Source organism: Microcystis sp. T1-4 (assembly GCF_000297435.1).
Lineage (GTDB): Bacteria > Cyanobacteriota > Cyanobacteriia > Cyanobacteriales > Microcystaceae > Microcystis.
The window spans coordinates 1-13,976 of record NZ_CAIP01000248.1 but is presented as its reverse complement, the minus strand read 5'-3'; the positions used below and the strand labels follow the sequence as shown (position 1 = coordinate 13,976).

The following is a 13,976-nucleotide window of genomic DNA, read 5'->3' as shown; positions in this document are numbered from 1 at the left end:
AACTGATAACTGATAACTGATAACTGATTCAATTAACCAAATTTAATCATTTCTCGTCCTGCCATCACCGGTAATTCCCCTTTTAAAATCGGAATCAATGTCTCGCGAATTCTGTCCGCATCGGGGGGACAACCCGGCATAAAAATATCGATGGGAATGACTTGATGGACGGGCAGCACTTGATCTAATAATTCGGGAACGATACCGGGTTCTTCTGGTAGTTGAGGTGTGTTATCTCCTAACTCTAAATAAGCTCTTTTTAGCACGGGATCGGCAGTTCCTAACATATTTCGCATAGCGGGAACGTTAGCAGTCACGGCGCAATCACCAAAAGAAACGACGGTTTTGGTATTTTGACGGACTAGATGAATTAGTTCTAAATTATCCTGATTAGCGATCGCTCCTTCCACTAAACAGACATCGACATTTTCCGGATAGGTTTTCAGATCGCAGCCGACAGGACTATAAACCACGTCAACTTTTTCGGCTAATTCTAACAGCCATTCATCCAAATCGAGGAAGGACATATGGCATCCCGAACAACCAGCTAACCAGACAGTAGCGAAGCGAATTTTAGACATAATTTTAATTCCTTGTTTGTTAGGTTTTGGCAATAGTGATTACTAGCTAATAGAAAAGCGGCTGTTTACCGAGGGGCGGGTTTTTGCCTGTCTCGACAAGTTCCTGATTATCTGCAATTAAAGAAAAAAGATCGATCCCCTTCCATTCTTGCAAAAATTCACAGATCAGCTGTGGTGTCCAATTTTCACCTCTAAAAAACTTAAAATTTTTCGTGTGGACATTGAGAAAAAAATGCAAGATATTACATTGATCCTGCGCCCCGAAAATAGTCCCCTTGACTGTCCAATTATCCACACTACTGGCGTAATCTTTGATCGCCCGATCTGCCGCCGCCACACGCTCTCGGTATTGATCACAGAATTGGCGAAGCATCTGGGGAAATCGCCCAACTTCGGCGAAAAGTTCGATCGCGGACCAAGCTAAATTGGTTGGTTGAGATTGATAATCCAGCAGGGATAGACAGCGATCCAAGGCTTGCAGAAAGATCTGTTCGAGATTTGTATCATTCATAACATTATTGATTCCCTTGACGCAGTAAGACTGACCAACCATATTGAGCTTGAGCGATTTCGTGAGCAGAAGGCTGATTCATACCCTGATTGATCACTAAATCCGATTCTAAGATTTCGTGTTGTAAAAAGACACGATCAATCGCCGTTCCCTGTCCTCGCGCCATCCTCAACCACGCCTTTGCCATATCAATACTAGGCCAAAATTCATACTGACTGACACCGCTACCGAAAGCGTAGTCCTTTGCTCGTTGAGTTTCCCGAGCAGAAATACCGCAGTAATCGGAAATCAAGCGAATATCTTCATTCATCCCCATAATCTCGTCATACAGAGCCATTTCCGCCCGCAGATACTTGGCATAAATACCTAGATGTCCCCAACGAGCGTTTTGAGAATCTACCATTTTTCGCTAACGCGTCCATTGGTGTTGAGTCCTAGCATTAACTAAAAATTCCAACTTCGATCGATCTTCCTCTTTTTCAGAAACGGCGGAACCCTTGCGGAATATCGCCCCGGTTGGACAAGCGGCAACACATTTGCCGCAGGAAGTACAGGCAGAAACGCTGCCCCAAGGCTGATCCATTCCCGCGATAATTTTATCTTTTTCGCCGCGATAAGCCAGATCCCAAACGTGCGCCCCTTCAATTTCATCACAGACTCGCACACAACGGGTACAGAGAACACAACGATTGTGATCGATACCAAAAAGAGGATGGGAAATATCCACTTCTCGCTTGGGAAAACGGTAGGGAAAACGACTATGGTCCATACCCACTTCGATGGCTAAATCTTGTAATTCACAGTTACCATTAGCCACACAAACCGCACAAACGTGATTGCCTTCAGCGAATAATAATTCCACTGTCATGCGGCGATATTCTTTCAGTTTTGGGGTGTCGGTATGAACCACCATTCCTTCCGCCACCTCCGTTACACAGGCGGGTAATAATTTATTAATACCTTCAATTTCTACTAAACATAAGCGACAGGCGGCCACTTCGGAAACCCCATCGAGATGACAGAGAGCGGGAATTTTTATTCCTACCTGACTAGCTGCCGCCAGAACTCTCGAACCCGCTTCGATCGCTACATCTTTACCATCAATACTTAAAGTGATTACGGACATAAAAATTCTTCTCCTTGAGGATAATATCCCTCTCCTTCCATAGGCCACGGTTTGTGGCCAAGGGTAGGATTTTTACAGAAAGTTTTAACCTAGACAATCGGCTAAGTCTTTTGCGGGGGTAGTAATCGGCTGCAGGTGATAGGTATCGGCGAGGAATTTGAGGACGTTGGGGGAGATAAATGCCGGTAAAGTTGGTCCCAGACGGATATTTTGCATCCCTAGATGTAGCAGGGTGAGCAGTACAGCGATCGCTTTTTGTTCGTACCAAGAGATAATTAGGGAGAGGGGAATCTCATTGACGCTGACGTTAAAAGCGTTGGCTAATCCTAGGGCGATTTTGATGGCACTATAGGCATCGTTACATTGTCCCAGGTCCATTAGCCGGGGTAATCCTTCGATGCTACCTAATTGTTTGTCGAAAAAGCGGAATTTTCCACAGGCAAGGGTTAAAACGATGCAATCTTCGGGGACTTGTTCCACGAATTCGGTGTAGTAATTGCGATCGGGTTTTGCCCCATCGCAGCCCCCAACTAGGAAGAAGTGACGGATTTTACCCTGTTTAAGGGCATCAACCACCGTATCAGCGACACTGAGAACGGTATTGTGGGCAAATCCCACCATTACCTGCCGAGGTTCGCTTGTTTCAGTAAATCCGGGCAATGACTGCGCTTTAGCAATCACGGGACTAAAATCGATCGCACCGTCAACTGTTTCTAAGCGGTTAATATGGGCATAACCCACAGGTCCGAGGGTAAAGAGTTTACTTTCATAGTTTTCGTGGGGGGGCATGAGACAATTAGTAGTTAAAACTATTGCCCCCGGAAACTTAGCAAATTCTTTAGTTTGATTTTGCCAGGCGGTGCCATAATGACCGTAGAGATGGGGATATTTTTCTTTGAGTTTTGGATAACCGTGGGCGGGTAATAATTCTCCGTGGGTATAGACTGTTATCCCAGTATTGGCAGTTTGTGCCAGTAAAGCCGCTAATTGTTTAATATCATGGCCGGAGACTAAAATGGCTTTACCTAAACGCGGATTTAAGGGAACATTTGTCGGTATGGGATGACCGTAGGTTTCCGTATGACCTTGATCTAATAATTCCATGGCCCGCAGGTTTGCCGCCCCGACTTTTAGACAGATTGCCACCCAATCATTCAGGTTTAAATCCCCCCGATCAATTGCCGCTAAAGTCTCTTGGATAACCTGATAAACTGAGTCATCCTCTTGACCTAATTCCTGAGCGTGAAAAGTATAGGAAGCCAGACCTTTAACTCCGTAGATAGCGGTTAACTTTAGGGAAAAAATATCGAGGTCTTGCAATTTTTCAATTAGTTCTAAGGATACTTCTTGACCTTGGCTGACTAGACTCTCATTAAAATTAGGCTGATAGTTAGCAAGTGCAGACCAGTCCAGCGATCTCAATTGTGCTTTTAAATTTTCCCGCATCTCTAAACAACGCTGAATATAATCAGTAAAACGCCGTTGATCAAAGTTAACATTGGTCATGGTGGCGAAAAGGGCCTCACAGGTAAAAATATCAGCTTCGCGAGTAGATATCGCCGCTTCTTTGGCTTTTAAAACCACCGATGCTAATCCCCGCAGACAATAAACTAATAAGTCTTGAACGGCGTTGACTTCGGGACTTTTTCCACAGGCCCCCCACTGATGACAACCATTACCACTAGCGGTTTGTTCGCATTGTTCACAAAACATAAGGTTTCTCTCTTTTTTCAGTAGATTGACAGATTGTTGCGATTTTTTCTACTAAATTGAATGCCACTTTTTTGAAAGTTAGTTATCAGCCTTCAACGGGCAGTAATTATGGATTTTACGACGGGAAAGCTTGTCTTGACAGCCTCTACTCTCTGAACTATGTTTTTATTCTCTCACCCTTTTTGCCGGTTGGGTTATGATTTTAGATTTCCTCAAGAATTACCGATTAAACAATTATTTAGTTGTCTTAAGTCAATTAAGTATAAACCTCTTGCATAATTAATTTTTGAGGGTTCAAAAAAGGCAAAAACAAGGATTAAATTACATAAAATCTGTAAATATAGCGGTTCTCGCATCTGTGCGGCACACTCAAACCTTTGCTGATTAAGCTGTTCAGGATCGGGAATGTACCTCTTGTGAATCAGAAACGCTATAGACCGTTTAATTGATTATTATTCATTCTTAATTCTCCTGACTACTGACTACTGACTCCTGACTCCTAACCCTAACAACAATTTTTGATTTTTACAAGAGGTCTTATTTTTGGTGATTTTTATGACTCGAATAAATCCCGATTAATCGGACAAAATAAGGCAATTTGCCCATTCAGGGTCCCTAGGAGAGAAAAATTGTCAGACAATCGGGAAAAAGTGACAGGGGAAAAATTTTTCCGAACCAGAGTAGCCAAAAAATCCCAGTCCGGGTAAAATTGATTATCGATCGATTGTGTGAGGAGTCCGACCCCCATGACCAATAAACACACAGCAAGGCTGCTGGGTAGTTACCTGCAGCGCCTGCCTGCTCATAGTTGGCTCGTCCTAGTTTTTTGGGCTTTGATTATCGCTCCAGTCCAAGCTGCTGTCGAATTACGCATTGCCATCAGTAAAGGTGTTAGTGCCGTCTCCGTGGGCAGTTCCACCGATGCTGTGGTGAAAGATGGGGCCGGCAGAGTCTTAGGAGAATTGACCGCCATGAATGCCCTCAATGCTAATCCCAGAGGAAAAGCGGTGGGTTTGGCCGATTGGCAGGCCAGTCAATTGATCATCGAACCGGAGAATGATGGTTACGTCTGGATTAATGATCGCTGGTATCGAGGACGCACAAGGATCATTCGGCAAGGTTCTGGGGTGACAGCCCTAAATTTAGTCGATTTAGAGGAATATCTCTATAGTGTCGTCGGTGCGGAGGCGATTCCCTCCTGGCCGCAAGAGGCCTTAAAAGCCCAATCTGTGGCGGCGCGCACCTATGCTCTCTACCAAATGAATACTTCTGGTAATCGCATCTACGATCTAGATACTACCACCCGCACCCAAGTTTATAAGGGTCTAGAAAGCGAGTTTACTAGCACCCACGAGGCAGTTAATGCCACCGCCGGACAAATTATGAGCTTCAACGGCAAACCGATTTTAGCGGTGTTTCACTCCTCCTCCGGGGGTCATACGGAAAATGTCGAAGATGTTTGGAATTCCCCCTTACCCTACCTGCGCGGTGTCGTCGATTACGATCAAGTGGCCCCGGTATTCCAATGGTCAAAAAACTTTAGCGCCAGGGAATTAGGCCGTTTAATCGGTGGTGTCGGTCGCGTGCGATCGCTATCTCCCGAAAGGATCACTCCCCACGGACGGGTGATTAGAATGCGTGTAGTGGGCGATCAAGGCTCTAAATTAATCTCTGATACCCAATTACGGCGATTCCTCGAGCTGCGTAGTACCCTATTCACGATTTCAGCTAATAACGGTACTTTTGCCATTAATGGTCGCGGTTTCGGTCATGGGATCGGTTTAAGTCAATGGGGCGCTTTTTCCCTCGCCGACCAAGGGGTGACCTATGACCGCATTCTCAGCCATTATTATCAAAATGCTCGTCTAACTGAAATGCCCAATTAAAAAGGCTGTCAGCCATTTCCAGTCAACAGTGAACAGTGAACTGATAACTGATAACAAGGATCGAATCTAAAACCTAATTGGTTAAGCTAAGTAGGGAGGCACAATTATTTGTAGGATGGGTTAGCGGTAGCGTAAACTATGCTGGCGTTGGGTTTCATGCTTCAACCCAACCTACGTTCATCTGATCAGTGATCACTGATAACTGATAACTGATAACTGATAACTGATTGTGAGATAATGTCTGATCTCACTTGTAATTTTTGACTTGCATGACCATCGTTACCGAAGCCTTAACCGAGTTGGAACCAGTCATAAAAACTACCTTCACCGTCGAGGAAATTCGCCAACTACTGCCCCATCGTTATCCCTTTGCCCTAGTCGATCGGATTATTGACTATGTACCAGGTAAAAAAGCCGTTGGCCTCAAAAATGTCACGATCAACGAGCCTTTTTTTCCCGGTCATATTCCCAGTCGTCCCTTGATGCCGGGGGTGTTAATTGTTGAATCTATGGCCCAAGTGGGGGGAGTGATTTTAACCCAATTACCCGGGATGAAAGGGAAATTTTTTGCCTTCGCAGGCATTGATAAAACCCGTTTTCGTCGTCCCGTGGTGCCGGGGGATCAATTGATCATGACGGTGGAATTATTATCCTTCAAGATGAATAAAATTGCTAAAATGCAAGGGGAAGCAAGAGTCGATGGGCAATTGGCCGCCCAGGGTGAAATGATGTTTTCTGTCTTTGATTGACCTATGAATTTTGATCGAGATCGTCTCCGACAAGAACTAAATTTATTTGCTATTCTAGGGGCTTTTATTACCAATATTTTCGCTAATATTTTCCCTCTCAAGGGCGAAAATATCGGGGCTATCTCGAATACAGTTTTTCAAGATGTCTTAATTGTTCCCGCTAATTATGCTTTTGCGATCTGGGGATTAATTTATCTGGGTTTAATTAGTCTGGGAATTTACCAAGCTTTGGCTTTCAATAAAACTGAACCGCGTTTGCGTCGGTTAGGCTACGAATTAGCCATCGCTAGTGCTTGTCAGATTCTCTGGGTAATTCTCTTTCAATTGCGTTTTTTTACCCTGTCTTTACTGGCAATGCTAGGCATTTTAATTCCTCTCATCCGGCTTTATCTCCGCTTAGAAATTAATCGCTTTATTGTCAATCGTAAACAGGGTTTATTAGTTAATGCTCCTATTAGTATCTATTTCGCTTGGATTACCGTGGCCACGATTGTTAACGTCGCTTCGCTGCTAGATTGGATCGACTGGCAGCGATGGGGTCTAACTGACCAAATCTGGACGGTAATAATTCTGGTTATCGGGGCAATAATCGCAATTTTAGTCGGTTTAAACCGAAAAGATCGGGCTTTTATCGGGGTGTTTATCTGGGCTTTCTTGGCGATCGCTGTTAAACAGATTTCTCTGCCTCTAATTGCGGTAACGGCGATTATATTAGCGATTACCCTAACTTTTCTGGTTTTTCGTGGCAATTTTCGTCCTCTGAGTCGTTAAGATGCAGGATCACAGCGAATTTCGACGATAAAGCCATCGGGATCATAGAAGTAAACCCCCCTGCCAGTGGGCCGGGTCACGGGTCCACTAGCAATAATAATTCCCTGACTTTGTAGCACTTCTAGGGCAAAATCGAAGCCTTCGGGGGCAATATCGAAGGCTAAATGGTTGGCACGGGTAAAAGCGATTTCAGGATTGTCGTCGGGAGGGTTTAAATCTGGTTCCCAAAATAGGTCAATTACTGTACCATCGGGGGTGATAAAATTGGCCACTTTTCCCTGGGCAACTAATTCTTTTAAGGTGGTGGGAATTTTTTCCCCCACTAATTCCTCTAAGCCTAATATTTCCCCATAAAAATGACGAGAAGCCTCCATATCTTTGACGTTGAAAGCGATATGATGGACTTTTCGTAGTTGACCGATTTTGAGTTTTTTTGTGGTTAGGGAAGGGCTAATAGTCATTTTAGTTAGGGTTTGCTGAAAAAGTTTGTTGGTGGGGTGTGGGGGAATTATGAATTATGAATTGGGATGTGGGGAGAACAAATAAAAATAATCTCCTGACGACGGATGACTTAAGAGTTAATTTTTTGCAATAATTGTCGAATGGATTCCGCATCTTGGGCGTTGGGTAGGAGGGCAAGATAGAAGCCTAAATCCTGTTGCGCTTGGCTGAGTTGTCCAATTTGATAGTAAACTAAACCTCGATCGCGTAGCTCTAGGGGATGATTAGGAATGAGCAAAAGTAGCAGATCTAGTGTCCGAATTGTCTGAGACCATTGTTGACGATTCAGGTAAATATATTTTAAATTAGTCAGCAAACGTAATAAAATTTGCTGATTGGTGGCAATATTGAGAAAATGTTCTTCTAATTTAACTGGCTGTTGATACACTTGACTTAATCTTTCTTGACAGTCCTGTTTAAATAAGATTTCACCACCGTGAAAGGGATCGACAAAGATTTCTACCTCCTCGAAATCGGGACGGATAATAAAATGCCCCGGCATACCAATTCCTACCATGGGAAAATCGATCTGTTTGGCAATCTCTAAATAGATAATCGAGAGAGTGAGCGGAATACCCGTGCGGCGATCGATTACGTCATTTAAGTAGCTATTGCGGGGGTCATAGTATTCTTGGGTATTACCGGTAAATTGTAAATCTTCAAACAAATATTGATTGATAACCTTGACTATTTTTAAAGGATATAATCTATCGGGTAAGCGTTTTTTTACCTCCTCAGCCATTAAGTTTATCCTATTTAAATAGTGATCAATCTTGAGGCGCGGATATTCAAAATTGGCTATTTGTAGAGCTGCCCGAGCTAGATTTATCTCAGGGTCAGGATGTTGAATTGTTTCGATGAAGGCCTGGTATAAGAGTTCAAGGGTCATTAGAAAAGGGTATTAATCAGATTATCAGCTATTTTAACCGATCCTTACGATTTTATTGCTTCTCTTTGCCGATCAACATTAAAGATTCAGCGATTTAGATGAGCTTTCCCTGGAGGAGTAACGAGAAATCTTGTCAATATCTAGATTAACCACTGCTTTTTTTAAAGGGATCGTGCGACAATTTTTATTTTGAGCCTGCACTTGATAAACTAATTGATTTGTCCAATCTAAAGCAGTTAACCAACCACTTTGCGGATGATAAACCCCAGTTTCAATGTCTAGCCAACAGCTGCCGCAAGCTAGTTGCCCTGGTTTGACACCTGGAAAGGTAAAGGTTAAAGTATGACCTGTGATAATTAGTTTATCCTTGAAATAGGGTTGGGTCATGGTATGAAACTCGTTTCTAATCCAACAAAACTCCTCGTTTGTTTGCTGTTCAAGGGGATATTCTGGGTGTACTCCCGCATGAACTAACCAAATATCTCCTAGGTCTAAATAAGCGGGTAGGGATTGGAACCAATTGATATGCTCGGCGGGTATATTGTTATTATAACTTAGTAGTGTCGCCGCCCCGCCACTCTCGATCCAACCGTTTAACCATCTTTCAGAAACTTCTTTTCCTGCCAGAGCTTTTAAGAGCATATATTCATGATTTCCTAGGAGACATTGGTAGTTATTTTTGATGACAAAATCCACCACTTCCAAGCTCTGCTCTCCTCGATCTATTAAATCCCCCAGAAAATAAACCTCATCCTCACTATCGGGGGCAACTCGGTTTAATAGTCGCAAAAGTGCCTGAAAACTGCCATGGACATCTCCGATAATAATACGACGCGGTTCTTGAGTCTGTTCCCCTATTTTTCTAAAAAACACACACCCCTCCCTCATCGCCGACAATACTGACATTGCTACTCTTTTATCCCTAAAAAGGTAGTTTTTATAAGGTCTTGATTTTATTATAGGACAAGCCTTTCCTTCTGACAGCCACTCCCCCCTAAGAACCGCCAGAGAAAGGCTGTAATTGTTTTGTAAAGTATTTTGGCAATCTCTGGGCAGGGAGCGGTCAGGTTATGGTATTATTTTTTTATGATCAGTTTTTATATAATCGGATGCAGGCACTTTTATGTAAACGCAAAGATTCCCATTGTATAAAAAAGCATATCAAAAAAATGCCCCCTTGTCAAGCATCATGAAAAAAAAAGTTTTTTTTTGAGATTATAATAAAAAAAAATTAGATTTCTGCTGCTATGATAACCCTAATTAACGCTAGAATTCCCGCCCATCAGGAGCGACAACAAATAGAGATAAATGCTGCTGGAAAGATTGAGAGGATCACGGAGATGGGGGGAAAGACAAGAGGGGAAAAGATCATCGATATGGAAGGGGATTGGCTATCGTTGGGAGGAGTAGATTTACAGATCAACGGAGGGTTAGGATTAGCATTTCCCGACTTAGAAATAACAGATCTAGAAAAATTAGATAAGATTAGCGATTATCTGGGGAATCAAGGCATTGATGGTTATCTTCCCACCCTAGTCACCACCTCCGTGGAGAAATTTCAAAAATCCCTCTCAGTAATTGCCAAATATATCGAAAAACAGCAACAGGAAAATCGATCGAGCGCCCAGGTTTTGGGAGTACATTTAGAGGGACCATTTTTAAACTATGAAAAAAGGGGGGCGCATCCGGGACAATATCTTTTAAACCCAAGTATAGAAACAGTAGATAAACTCTTTGGGGACTACTTATCGATCGTAAAAATTATCACCCTAGCCCCGGAATTAGATAGTAGCGGTACGGTGATTAAATACCTAAGCGATCGAGGGATTACCATCAGCTTAGGACATTCGCAAGCGAATCAAGAAATAGCCAAAAAAGCCTTTTTACAGGGGGCAAAAATGGTTACTCATGCCTTTAACGCCATGCCTCCTTTACACCATCGTCAACCAGGGTTATTAGGGGAAGCAATTATCAATTGTGAGGTGTATTGTGGGTTAATTGCCGATGGTCAACACATCCATCCAACCATGATAGAATTATTACTAAAAGCCAGTAATTATGATCAAGGAATTTTCTTAGTTAGTGATGCTTTAGCGCCGATCGGTTTAGGGGATGGTGTCTATCCTTGGGACGAGAGAGAAATTGAAGTTAAACAGGGAACAGCAAGACTTTTTGACGGTACTTTAGCGGGAACAACGTTACCCTTATTACAAGGAGTAGCCAATTTAGTCAACTGGGGAATATGTGATTTAGAAACGGCGATTCTTCTAGGGACAGAATCCCCCAGAAAAGCGATCGGATTAGCGGGTTTATCGGTGGGACAACCTGCCAACTTTTTGCGCTGGCAATCGGCATCAAATTGGGAAAGATTGGATTTCCGCCAGCATTTTGGCCTCTAACTGTTGAATAAGGGTATCAAGATTGACTTCGAGGCGATCAAAACATTCAGGAGGGGAAAGATCGGGTTGAAAATAAATCAATTTTACCTGACCATCACCGATAGCGACTATAGCCACTTCTTCGCTGGGATTATAGCGATAGATAATCCCAAGCATCTCTTGAATTTTACAATTAACCTTGCGATTTAATTTCTCTAGAGCCTCCCTAGAACAACAGACAAAATGGGGCTGAGGTTTAAGATCAATGCCCAAGATTTCTTGAGCATCTTCTCCCCATTCCGAGAGTAACCCCCACATTAAACCGGCTAATTCTCTTTGATTTTCTTGCACAAATTGATCTAATTGATAGCGCCATTGATTAGCGGGATCATCGGGTATTGGTTGTTCAAATCTCATCATTAGCCTCTTTTCAGTTATCAGTTATCAGTTATCAGTTATCAGTTATCAGTTATCAGTTATCAGTTATCAGTTATCAGTCCTTAACAAGGAGGGTGCCGATCCCCCCTTAGTCCCCCCTTAATAAGGGGGGAAAGCTGAGAATTTTTAACACCTACCTACTTATAGACAACTTGGTTCTTCCGAACTTACACTGTATAAAATTCCTCAAGCTCCCTCTCTGCCCAGCAATGCTCTAAAGTTGATAAATATCAATCTAACAAAAACTTAAAGTCTTAGTATACAAGCTTTACAAGCATGAGTTGTTGATAGTTTTACATGACAGTTTCGGTAGAGCCGACAACTTTTCCTCTAGATAGGGATTGAATAGGGATAGAACTATTCACCTTTTCAGTTAACGACGGTACTCATCACCGCAATCACCGATTAGCTGCAATAAATCCCGGGATTTTTGCAAGACATGATCAATTTTTTGATAGTCTTGGGGGGATAATTGAAAATCGAAAATACGGGCATTTTCTGCGATATGTTCGGCAACGCCCAAACGCGCCCCGATAATTGCCCCGGCTACGGCTTTTTGTTCGAGAACGTAACGCACTGCCACATTAGGAATGGTGACGTGATAGGAATCAGCGATCGCTTTAAGAACGGTTAATAATTCTTGGAATAATTGCCAGTTTCCCCAAGCATCGATCATGTTTTTATATTTCCGTAAACTAGCGGTATTGAGACTCATGGCATTGGGTTCAGGATGACCGAGATATTTTGCCCCTAATAAGCCTCCTGCTAGAGTACCATAGGCGAGTAGATAGATGTTATGTTCTTGGCAAAATTGCGCCATTTTAACGAGGGGACGGCGATCAATCAGGGAAAACTGGACTTGATTGGAGACTATTTTAATCCCAGCGCTGAGAATAATTTTTAAATGTTCCGTGTCAAAATTAGTCAAGGCCAGGTGTTTAATTTTGCCTTCCTGTTGTAATTCTCCTAAAAAATATAAGGCATCTAGATAATTTTTATCGCAATAATCCCACCAGTGAAACTGCAATAAATCGAGACTATCCACATCCATGCGACGTAGGGAAATAGCGATATTCTTTTCGACTATTTCCTTAGTCATTTTACCCGGACGGGGAACCCATTTAGTGAAAGCTTGCAGATTATTTAAGGCATCAATGCCCCTTTGGGCGACTAATTGACGACGAAATTCACCGATAAAATCTTCGGCCGGACCGTAATGATCGGCCAGATCCCAAGTGGTGAAACCGGCATCTAGATAGGAGAACATACTAGAGATCGCTTTTTGGGGTGCGATCGAACCATGGGCGCCTGAAACCTGCCACATTCCGTTCAAAATACGACAAATTTCCAGATCGGGGGTAAACTGTAAGCGACGAGATTCGGACATGGGAATTATGAATTATGAATTATGAATTATGAATTATGAATTGGGGAGGGGAGCATCTCACCTTTGTAACCCCTAAATCAGGTTTTTATGTCAAGCTATTTTGAAAGCCTTGCTAGAAAACAGTTTTAGGGATAAGTATAATTACTCACTTGCATAAATGAGATGCTCAATTGGGGAGTGGGGGGAGAGGGAAGTGGGGAGAAGGAAGTGGGGAGAATAAATAAAAATAATCTCCTGACTCCTAAATACTGACTCCTGACGGCTAAAAAGCCGATGAATCTACTTTCTTAAATTATCGCCCGATTTTACCCTGTTTCGTTGAACAGATCGATCGTACCTGTCCAGAAAAAAGCGGCAAAGGGGAAGACTTTCGGAAAAATCTCCCCCTTTTTGGGTTTTTACTTCTCAATTTTTGCTGGGTTAATATTCCACTTCCAATCGCGCTGCGGTGACAGCATCAAAAGCGAAAGCGAGAACTATAGGCATAGGACAAGCGAGGGTGATACAGAGAATTAAGGCTGTCACAGTCAATCCGATCGCCATTCCTAACCAAAGTTTTTCGGCAGGGGATAGACCTTTTTGGCGCTTAATTTTTTGTAACACTTTGGTGGGAATTGGTTCTGGCATCACGGCATTGGGAGGGAATGCCCAATAATTACTGTAGCGTTCGAGAAATAGCTCTGTCCAGCCGTTTTCTTGACACCATTCTTGAATCCATGGTTCGTGAAAGTGTTTCATTGCTTCCCTGTTGACTTTTTCCGGTGATTACTATAAACATCTCCTGATGTGAATTTCATCCTAGCAAAGCTATCTTAAGGGTCGATCGGATTCAATAAAACTTAATATATGAGTAGTCGGTGGGTAAAATGTATTCTAAGATACAGTGCCAGCGAACGACCAGAACGAACCACAAAGACACAAAGGACACAAAGATTGATCGCTCCCATATAAGTTAAACCGATCACACAAAAGGAAATAATTGTTAAGTAGCTGGTTATAATTAAATTAAAAATGGGTTTGAGGTTCGATCCCCCCTGCCCCCCTTC

At 42.8% G+C, this 13,976-nt stretch carries 16 protein-coding genes; 4 read left to right on the top strand and 12 right to left on the bottom strand.

From position 1 onward, the window contains the following. Positions 1-32 precede the first annotated feature (32 nt). From MICAI_RS15460 to hcp, 5 genes are all read right to left on the bottom strand, one after another. On the bottom strand, positions 33-581 hold the full coding sequence (locus MICAI_RS15460; protein ID WP_002740992.1) for an oxidoreductase: 549 nt from the start codon (positions 579-581) through the stop codon (positions 33-35). Positions 582-627: 46 nt separating this feature from the next. After that, the gene (locus MICAI_RS15455) at positions 628-1,092 is read right to left on the bottom strand and encodes a hypothetical protein (RefSeq protein ID WP_232306211.1); all 465 of its coding nucleotides are present in this window, start codon (positions 1,090-1,092) and stop codon (positions 628-630) included. 4 nt (positions 1,093-1,096) lie between these two features. After that, on the bottom strand, positions 1,097-1,495 hold the full coding sequence (locus MICAI_RS15450) for a hypothetical protein (protein WP_002794251.1): 399 nt from the start codon (positions 1,493-1,495) through the stop codon (positions 1,097-1,099). Between the two features lie 6 nt (positions 1,496-1,501). After that, on the bottom strand, positions 1,502-2,218 hold the full coding sequence (gene hoxU / locus MICAI_RS15445; RefSeq protein WP_002760545.1) for a bidirectional hydrogenase complex protein HoxU: 717 nt from the start codon (positions 2,216-2,218) through the stop codon (positions 1,502-1,504). 84 nt (positions 2,219-2,302) lie between these two features. Next, entirely contained in the window at positions 2,303-3,931 is a 1,629-nt protein-coding gene (gene hcp, locus MICAI_RS15440; RefSeq protein WP_008203751.1) for a hydroxylamine reductase, read from the bottom strand. Between the two features lie 746 nt (positions 3,932-4,677). Between hcp and MICAI_RS15430 the strand changes: the two genes are divergently transcribed. The 3 genes from MICAI_RS15430 (at position 4,678) to MICAI_RS15420 (ending at position 7,337) form a co-directional block, all read left to right on the top strand. After that, positions 4,678-5,817: a SpoIID/LytB domain-containing protein gene (locus MICAI_RS15430; RefSeq protein ID WP_008203747.1), complete on the top strand. Its 1,140-nt coding sequence runs from the start codon at positions 4,678-4,680 to the stop codon at positions 5,815-5,817. Between the two features lie 269 nt (positions 5,818-6,086). Continuing rightward, positions 6,087-6,566 (top strand): 3-hydroxyacyl-ACP dehydratase FabZ, encoded by a 480-nt coding sequence (fabZ, locus tag MICAI_RS15425; protein ID WP_002734156.1) that lies wholly within the window; start codon positions 6,087-6,089, stop codon positions 6,564-6,566. A gap of 3 nt (positions 6,567-6,569) precedes the next feature. Then, on the top strand, positions 6,570-7,337 hold the full coding sequence (locus MICAI_RS15420) for a tryptophan-rich sensory protein (RefSeq protein ID WP_008203744.1): 768 nt from the start codon (positions 6,570-6,572) through the stop codon (positions 7,335-7,337). Here MICAI_RS15420 and MICAI_RS15415 read toward each other — a convergent pair. The 3 genes from MICAI_RS15415 to MICAI_RS15405 all read right to left on the bottom strand — a co-directional run bounded on the left by MICAI_RS15415 (position 7,334) and on the right by MICAI_RS15405 (position 9,600). Beyond that, positions 7,334-7,798 carry a VOC family protein gene (locus MICAI_RS15415; protein ID WP_008203741.1) on the bottom strand — a complete coding sequence of 155 codons (465 nt, stop codon included), beginning with the start codon at positions 7,796-7,798 and terminating at the stop codon, positions 7,334-7,336. The two genes, MICAI_RS15420 and MICAI_RS15415, sit on opposite strands and share 4 nt — an antisense overlap. Positions 7,799-7,908: 110 nt before the next feature. Continuing rightward, positions 7,909-8,727: a SirB1 family protein gene (locus MICAI_RS15410; protein ID WP_008203739.1), complete on the bottom strand. Its 819-nt coding sequence runs from the start codon at positions 8,725-8,727 to the stop codon at positions 7,909-7,911. Between the two features lie 78 nt (positions 8,728-8,805). After that, positions 8,806-9,600: a metallophosphoesterase family protein gene (locus MICAI_RS15405; protein WP_039900271.1), complete on the bottom strand. Its 795-nt coding sequence runs from the start codon at positions 9,598-9,600 to the stop codon at positions 8,806-8,808. Between the two features lie 374 nt (positions 9,601-9,974). On the opposite strand from MICAI_RS15405, the gene nagA reads away from it, so the two are divergent. After that, positions 9,975-11,126, top strand: a complete 1,152-nt coding sequence (gene nagA, locus MICAI_RS15400; RefSeq protein WP_008203734.1) for an N-acetylglucosamine-6-phosphate deacetylase — start codon at positions 9,975-9,977, stop codon at positions 11,124-11,126. Here the strand turns inward: nagA and MICAI_RS15395 are convergent. The 4 genes from MICAI_RS15395 to MICAI_RS27210 form a co-directional block, all read right to left on the bottom strand. After that, positions 11,082-11,522 (bottom strand): beta-carboxysome assembly chaperone CcmS, encoded by a 441-nt coding sequence (locus tag MICAI_RS15395; protein ID WP_039900266.1) that lies wholly within the window; start codon positions 11,520-11,522, stop codon positions 11,082-11,084. The two genes, nagA and MICAI_RS15395, sit on opposite strands and share 45 nt — an antisense overlap. 394 nt (positions 11,523-11,916) lie before the next feature. Next, a complete protein-coding gene (locus MICAI_RS15390; protein WP_008203731.1) occupies positions 11,917-12,930 on the bottom strand; it encodes an aldo/keto reductase in 1,014 nt (337 codons plus the stop codon). A gap of 420 nt (positions 12,931-13,350) precedes the next feature. Continuing rightward, positions 13,351-13,668, bottom strand: a complete 318-nt coding sequence (locus MICAI_RS15385; RefSeq protein ID WP_008203728.1) for a hypothetical protein — start codon at positions 13,666-13,668, stop codon at positions 13,351-13,353. 101 nt (positions 13,669-13,769) lie between these two features. Next, a partial coding sequence (locus MICAI_RS27210; protein WP_039900264.1) for a hypothetical protein occupies positions 13,770-13,976 on the bottom strand: 207 nt, incomplete at its 5' end.

What these genes read in the sequence shown, in the direction of transcription:
- MICAI_RS15460 (WP_002740992.1), bottom strand. Translation starts at nt 581, where the DNA reads ATGTCTAAAATTCGCTTCGCTACTGTCTGGTTAGCTGGTTGTTCGGGA.
- MICAI_RS15455 (WP_232306211.1), bottom strand. Translation starts at nt 1,092, where the DNA reads ATGAATGATACAAATCTCGAACAGATCTTTCTGCAAGCCTTGGATCGC.
- MICAI_RS15450 (WP_002794251.1), bottom strand. Translation starts at nt 1,495, where the DNA reads ATGGTAGATTCTCAAAACGCTCGTTGGGGACATCTAGGTATTTATGCC.
- hoxU (WP_002760545.1), bottom strand. Translation starts at nt 2,218, where the DNA reads ATGTCCGTAATCACTTTAAGTATTGATGGTAAAGATGTAGCGATCGAA.
- hcp (WP_008203751.1), bottom strand. Translation starts at nt 3,931, where the DNA reads ATGTTTTGTGAACAATGCGAACAAACCGCTAGTGGTAATGGTTGTCAT.
- MICAI_RS15430 (WP_008203747.1), top strand. Translation starts at nt 4,678, where the DNA reads ATGACCAATAAACACACAGCAAGGCTGCTGGGTAGTTACCTGCAGCGC.
- fabZ (WP_002734156.1), top strand. Translation starts at nt 6,087, where the DNA reads ATGACCATCGTTACCGAAGCCTTAACCGAGTTGGAACCAGTCATAAAA.
- MICAI_RS15420 (WP_008203744.1), top strand. Translation starts at nt 6,570, where the DNA reads ATGAATTTTGATCGAGATCGTCTCCGACAAGAACTAAATTTATTTGCT.
- MICAI_RS15415 (WP_008203741.1), bottom strand. Translation starts at nt 7,798, where the DNA reads ATGACTATTAGCCCTTCCCTAACCACAAAAAAACTCAAAATCGGTCAA.
- MICAI_RS15410 (WP_008203739.1), bottom strand. Translation starts at nt 8,727, where the DNA reads ATGACCCTTGAACTCTTATACCAGGCCTTCATCGAAACAATTCAACAT.
- nagA (WP_008203734.1), top strand. Translation starts at nt 9,975, where the DNA reads ATGATAACCCTAATTAACGCTAGAATTCCCGCCCATCAGGAGCGACAA.
- MICAI_RS15395 (WP_039900266.1), bottom strand. Translation starts at nt 11,522, where the DNA reads ATGAGATTTGAACAACCAATACCCGATGATCCCGCTAATCAATGGCGC.
- MICAI_RS15390 (WP_008203731.1), bottom strand. Translation starts at nt 12,930, where the DNA reads ATGTCCGAATCTCGTCGCTTACAGTTTACCCCCGATCTGGAAATTTGT.
- MICAI_RS15385 (WP_008203728.1), bottom strand. Translation starts at nt 13,668, where the DNA reads ATGAAACACTTTCACGAACCATGGATTCAAGAATGGTGTCAAGAAAAC.